The following is a 6,617-nucleotide window of genomic DNA, read 5'->3' as shown; positions in this document are numbered from 1 at the left end:
AAAAAAGGACTTAAAATCTTTTAAATTATAAAGTTTCACTAACTGAGTAGATTTTATAAATTAACTTTATTTTAGATTTTTAAGTTTTTAAATTATTTGAGTTTTTAACTTTCTTAATTTTTTAATTTAAAACTAAAAGCTTTTTTATAAATCTTGTTTTTAATTTAAAAACTTTTCTTTTAAAAATGATTTTTTGTTTTGTTCTTTTAACTTAGTATTGTTATTCAAATCTTATTAGTCAATCTTTGAAATCTAAATAAGTGATCGATTGAGCCAGAAAGATTTAGGCATAAGCAATTATGTAAAATCTATTCAATCTAATATTAAAAAGATTAAAAGCTTTTCTTTTAATCTTTTATAACTTTTTCTTTGAAGAAAAAGATTAAACTATCTATAAAAGTAATAAGGTTTATCTCTTTAATGCAATCTAAGTAGTTTATCTATATTAGGTTGGCGGGGTAGGCCTTTAGCTTGCTTCTTAGTCAAGGCTTTGCCTTGACGCTAAAGAAGGTTTATTATGGAGAGTTTGATCCTGGCTCAGAGTGAACGCTGGCGGCGTGCCTAATACATGCAAGTCGAACGATGAAGCTTTTAGCTTGCTAGAAGTGGATTAGTGGCGCACGGGTGAGTAAGGTATAGTTAATCTGCCCTACACAAGAGGACAACAGTTGGAAACGACTGCTAATACTCTATACTCCTGCTTAACACAAGTTGAGTAGGGAAAGTTTTTCGGTGTAGGATGAGACTATATAGTATCAGCTAGTTGGTAAGGTAATGGCTTACCAAGGCTATGACGCTTAACTGGTCTGAGAGGATGATCAGTCACACTGGAACTGAGACACGGTCCAGACTCCTACGGGAGGCAGCAGTAGGGAATATTGCGCAATGGGGGAAACCCTGACGCAGCAACGCCGCGTGGAGGATGACACTTTTCGGAGCGTAAACTCCTTTTCTTAGGGAAGAATTCTGACGGTACCTAAGGAATAAGCACCGGCTAACTCCGTGCCAGCAGCCGCGGTAATACGGAGGGTGCAAGCGTTACTCGGAATCACTGGGCGTAAAGGGCGCGTAGGCGGATTATCAAGTCTCTTGTGAAATCTAATGGCTTAACCATTAAACTGCTTGGGAAACTGATAGTCTAGAGTGAGGGAGAGGCAGATGGAATTGGTGGTGTAGGGGTAAAATCCGTAGATATCACCAAGAATACCCATTGCGAAGGCGATCTGCTGGAACTCAACTGACGCTAAGGCGCGAAAGCGTGGGGAGCAAACAGGATTAGATACCCTGGTAGTCCACGCCCTAAACGATGTACACTAGTTGTTGGGATGCTAGTCATCTCAGTAATGCAGCTAACGCATTAAGTGTACCGCCTGGGGAGTACGGTCGCAAGATTAAAACTCAAAGGAATAGACGGGGACCCGCACAAGCGGTGGAGCATGTGGTTTAATTCGAAGATACGCGAAGAACCTTACCTGGGCTTGATATCCTAAGAACCTTATAGAGATATGAGGGTGCTAGCTTGCTAGAACTTAGAGACAGGTGCTGCACGGCTGTCGTCAGCTCGTGTCGTGAGATGTTGGGTTAAGTCCCGCAACGAGCGCAACCCACGTATTTAGTTGCTAACGGTTCGGCCGAGCACTCTAAATAGACTGCCTTCGTAAGGAGGAGGAAGGTGTGGACGACGTCAAGTCATCATGGCCCTTATGCCCAGGGCGACACACGTGCTACAATGGCATATACAATGAGACGCAATACCGCGAGGTGGAGCAAATCTATAAAATATGTCCCAGTTCGGATTGTTCTCTGCAACTCGAGAGCATGAAGCCGGAATCGCTAGTAATCGTAGATCAGCCATGCTACGGTGAATACGTTCCCGGGTCTTGTACTCACCGCCCGTCACACCATGGGAGTTGATTTCACTCGAAGCCGGAATACTAAACTAGTTACCGTCCACAGTGGAATCAGCGACTGGGGTGAAGTCGTAACAAGGTAACCGTAGGAGAACCTGCGGTTGGATCACCTCCTTTCTAGAGTACAAAGTAATAAGTCTCACAACTATTACTTCAATATATAAACTCAATTGATTCTTGTTTAGATTTCAAAGATTGATGATAAAGCTAATTGTTTATGGGGAATTAGCTCAGCTGGGAGAGCGCCTGCTTTGCACGCAGGAGGTCAGCGGTTCGATCCCGCTATTCTCCACCATTTATTAAGGGCCTATAGCTCAGCTGGTTAGAGTGCACCCCTGATAAGGGTGAGGTCACAAGTTCAAGTCTTGTTAGGCCCACCATAAAAAAGATTTGAATAAAAAAGCTTTAAAATCTAAAGCAAGTATATAAAGTAGATTAAATATAAAATATAAACTCTATACTTAGATTTATTTTTATCTTTAACTATAAAAGAATATACTTTTTAATAGATATAAATAGCATATACATTATGTATTTATATTTATAATGATTATGTTAATATATATACTTCCTTTAGGTTTTAAACCTAAATGTTCTTTTTAATTATCATTGTTAAGAGTCACAAGCAAGTTTTAATAAAAACAATTTTACAGGACTTGTTAAAGGATAAAACCTATTTATCTTTTCTTTGGTTTAACTTATATCTTTTAATTATCTTTATTTCTATAATAAAGAGAATATTAGATTTAAGATTTGTAAATTAAAGACAAGTTTCAAACTCACAGCTTAGTTAAGACTAAATCATTTAGTTTTATATTAAGTGTTTGAATGCTTTCCGTCTTAAGATAAAGAAGTCTTATCATAAAAACTTTAACAAGGAAGTGATGCGTTTTAGAATCAATAAAAAAGGTAGAAGTTAGGTTATATCTAACTTTTATGCAAATTGTTTTTTTAGCGATTAAGAATTGAAGCTTTATCTACATTAATTTTTTAATGAATGTTTAGTTTATTTCGTTTTAAGCCTAATATCTTTTAGGTTGGCGGGGTAGGCCTTTAGCTTTGGTTCTTTAGGATGAGCTTTGCTCATCTGCTAAAAGAACATCAAAAGGTAAGCTACTAAGAGCGAATGGTGGATGCCTTGACTGGTAAAGGCGATGAAGGACGTACTAGACTGCGATAAGCTACGGGGAGCTGTCAAGAAGCTTTGATCCGTAGATTTCCGAATGGGGCAACCCAATGTATAGAGATATACATTACCTATATAGGAGCGAACGAGGGGAATTGAAACATCTTAGTACCCTCAGGAAAAGAAATCAATAGAGATTGCGTCAGTAGCGGCGAGCGAAAGCGCAAGAGGGCAAACCCAGTGCTTGCACTGGGGGTTGTAGGACTGCAATGTGCAAGAGCTGAGTTTAGCAGAACATTCTGGAAAGTATAGCCATAGAGGGTGATAGTCCCGTATGCGAAAAACAAAGCTTAGCTAGCAGTATCCTGAGTAGGGCGGGACACGAGGAATCCTGTCTGAATCCGGGTCGACCACGATCCAACCCTAAATACTAATACCAGATCGATAGTGCACAAGTACCGTGAGGGAAAGGTGAAAAGAACTGAGGTGATCAGAGTGAAATAGAACCTGAAACCATTTGCTTACAATCATTCAGAGCACTATGTAGCAATACAGTGTGATGGACTGCCTTTTGCATAATGAGCCTGCGAGTTGTGGTGTCTGGCAAGGTTAAGCAAACGCGAAGCCGTAGCGAAAGCGAGTCTGAATAGGGCGCTTAGTCAGATGCTGCAGACCCGAAACGAAGTGATCTATCCATGAGCAAGTTGAAGCTAGTGTAAGAACTAGTGGAGGACTGAACCCATAGGCGTTGAAAAGCCCCGGGATGACTTGTGGATAGGGGTGAAAGGCCAATCAAACTTCGTGATAGCTGGTTCTCTCCGAAATATATTTAGGTATAGCGTTGTGTCGTAATATAAGGGGGTAGAGCACTGAATGGGCTAGGGCATACACCAATGTACCAAACCCTATCAAACTCCGAATACCTTATATGTAATCACAGCAGTCAGGCGGCGAGTGATAAAATCCGTCGTCAAGAGGGAAACAACCCAGACTACCAGCTAAGGTCCCTAAATCTTACTTAAGTGGAAAACGATGTGAAGTTACTTAAACAACCAGGAGGTTGGCTTAGAAGCAGCCATCCTTTAAAGAAAGCGTAATAGCTCACTGGTCTAGTGATTTTGCGCGGAAAATATAACGGGGCTAAAGTAAGTACCGAAGCTGTAGACTTGCACACAACTTAGATTATTTAAGTTTAGAATATAAAAAACTAAGTTATATGTTTTAAGTTATATTTTTACTGATTTTTATAGAGTAAAGATAGAAACAAAACTTAGTAAAATCAGTAAAAATATTCTTGGTTTAAAGTTTAAGTAGTTTAAGTTGTGTGCAAGTGGTAGGAGAGCGTTCTATTTGCGTCGAAGGTATACCGGTAAGGAGTGCTGGAGCGAATAGAAGTGAGCATGCAGGCATGAGTAGCGATAATTAATGTGAGAATCATTAACGCCGTAAACCCAAGGTTTCCTACGCGATGCTCGTCATCGTAGGGTTAGTCGGGTCCTAAGTCGAGTCCGAAAGGGGTAGACGATGGCAAATTGGTTAATATTCCAATACCAACATTAGTGTGCGATGGAAGGACGCTTAGGGCTAAGGGGGCTAGCGGATGGAAGTGCTAGTCTAAGGTCGTAGGAGCTTATACAGGCAAATCCGTATAACAATACTCCGAGAACTGAAAGGCTTTTTGAAATCTTCGGATGGATAGAAGAACCCCTGATGCCGTCGAGCCAAGAAAAGTTTCTAAGTTTAGCTAATGTTGCCCGTACCGTAAACCGACACAGGTGGGTGGGATGAGTATTCTAAGGCGCGTGGAAGAACTCTCTTTAAGGAACTCTGCAAAATAGCACCGTATCTTCGGTATAAGGTGTGGTTAGCTTTGTATTAGGATTTACTCCGAAAGCAAGGAAACTTACAACAAAGAGTCCCTCCCGACTGTTTACCAAAAACACAGCACTCTGCTAACTCGTAAGAGGATGTATAGGGTGTGACGCCTGCCCGGTGCTCGAAGGTTAATTGATGGGGTTAGCATTAGCGAAGCTCTTGATCGAAGCCCGAGTAAACGGCGGCCGTAACTATAACGGTCCTAAGGTAGCGAAATTCCTTGTCGGTTAAATACCGACCTGCATGAATGGCGTAACGAGATGGGAGCTGTCTCAAAGAGGGATCCAGTGAAATTGTAGTGGAGGTGAAAATTCCTCCTACCCGCGGCAAGACGGAAAGACCCCGTGGACCTTTACTACAGCTTGACACTGCTACTTGGATAAGAATGTGCAGGATAGGTGGGAGGCTTTGAGTATATGACGCCAGTTGTATATGAGCCATTGTTGAGATACCACTCTTTCTTATTTGGGTAGCTAACCAGCTTGAGTTATCCTCAAGTGGGACAATGTCTGGTGGGTAGTTTGACTGGGGCGGTCGCCTCCCAAATAATAACGGAGGCTTACAAAGGTTGGCTCAGAACGGTTGGAAATCGTTCGTAGAGTATAAAGGTATAAGCCAGCTTAACTGCAAGACATACAAGTCAAGCAGAGACGAAAGTCGGTCTTAGTGATCCGGTGGTTCTGTGTGGAAGGGCCATCGCTCAAAGGATAAAAGGTACCCCGGGGATAACAGGCTGATCTCCCCCAAGAGCTCACATCGACGGGGAGGTTTGGCACCTCGATGTCGGCTCATCGCATCCTGGGGCTGGAGCAGGTCCCAAGGGTATGGCTGTTCGCCATTTAAAGCGGTACGCGAGCTGGGTTCAGAACGTCGTGAGACAGTTCGGTCCCTATCTGCCGTGGGCGTAAGAAGATTGAAGAGATTTGACCCTAGTACGAGAGGACCGGGTTGAACAAACCACTGGTGTAGCTGTTGTTCTGCCAAGAGCATCGCAGCGTAGCTAAGTTTGGAAAGGATAAACGCTGAAAGCATCTAAGCGTGAAGCCAACTCTAAGATGAATCTTCTCTAAGCTCTCTAGAAGACTACTAGTTTGATAGGCTGGGTGTGTAATGGATGAAAGTCCTTTAGCTGACCAGTACTAATAGAGCGTTTGGCTTATCTTTAATAAAGCATCACTTCCTTGTTAAGGTTTTTAAGAAAGCTTTGAATATAGATAATATTTAGAGTTTAATAGAAATCTTTCAAGTAAAGTTTATATTAGAACTTGCTCTTAACATTGTTTTTTAAGTATTCTATATAAAAACTTATCAAAGATAAAAGATAAGTAAAGAAGAAAGAAAAACAAAAGAAGAAAGAGAATAAAGAAAAAAGTAAAGAAATAAAAAGATTAAGCTTTATTTTTTAAATTCAATCTTTCAAAGAATATTTAAATAACAATGTCCGTGATTATACAGATGTGGAAACGCCTTGCTCCATCCCGAACCAAGAAGCTAAGCACATCGTGGGTGATGATACTACGCCTTACTGGCAGGGGGAAAGTAGCTCATTGCGGACTTGTTAAATGTCTTCATTGCTTACTTTATATATAAATCCTATGTTTATTTTTATTGTTGTTTTAGATGGTGTTTGAAATAGTGTTTAAAAAAAGAGTTTGTTACTGGTTAGGGTTTTTAGAGAGAATAGGGTGTTTTTAGGGGTTTGGAAA

General features: G+C 40.8%; 2 tRNA genes and 3 rRNA genes. All 5 read left to right on the top strand.

Features of this window, described 5'->3' with window-relative positions:
• The first annotated feature begins 514 nt into the window (after positions 1-514).
• The 5 genes from AJ888_RS01215 (at position 515) to rrf (ending at position 6,467) form a co-directional block, all read left to right on the top strand.
• Positions 515-2,027, top strand: a 16S ribosomal RNA gene (locus tag AJ888_RS01215).
• A 102-nt stretch (positions 2,028-2,129) separates the two neighbouring features.
• Positions 2,130-2,205: transfer RNA gene (locus tag AJ888_RS01210), tRNA-Ala, on the top strand.
• Between the two features lie 8 nt (positions 2,206-2,213).
• Positions 2,214-2,290, top strand: a tRNA-Ile gene (locus AJ888_RS01205).
• Between the two features lie 726 nt (positions 2,291-3,016).
• Positions 3,017-6,075, top strand: a 23S ribosomal RNA gene (locus tag AJ888_RS01200).
• Positions 6,076-6,350: 275 nt separating this feature from the next.
• Positions 6,351-6,467 (top strand): 5S ribosomal RNA (rrf, locus tag AJ888_RS01195).
• Together the 16S, 23S and 5S rRNA genes with 2 tRNA genes alongside form the textbook arrangement of a ribosomal RNA operon.
• Positions 6,468-6,617 lie beyond the last annotated feature (150 nt).

This window comes from Campylobacter sp. BCW_6467, assembly GCF_001762855.1.
GTDB lineage: Bacteria > Campylobacterota > Campylobacteria > Campylobacterales > Campylobacteraceae > Campylobacter_D > Campylobacter_D jejuni.
This window is presented reverse-complemented; position numbering and strand designations above follow the sequence as displayed.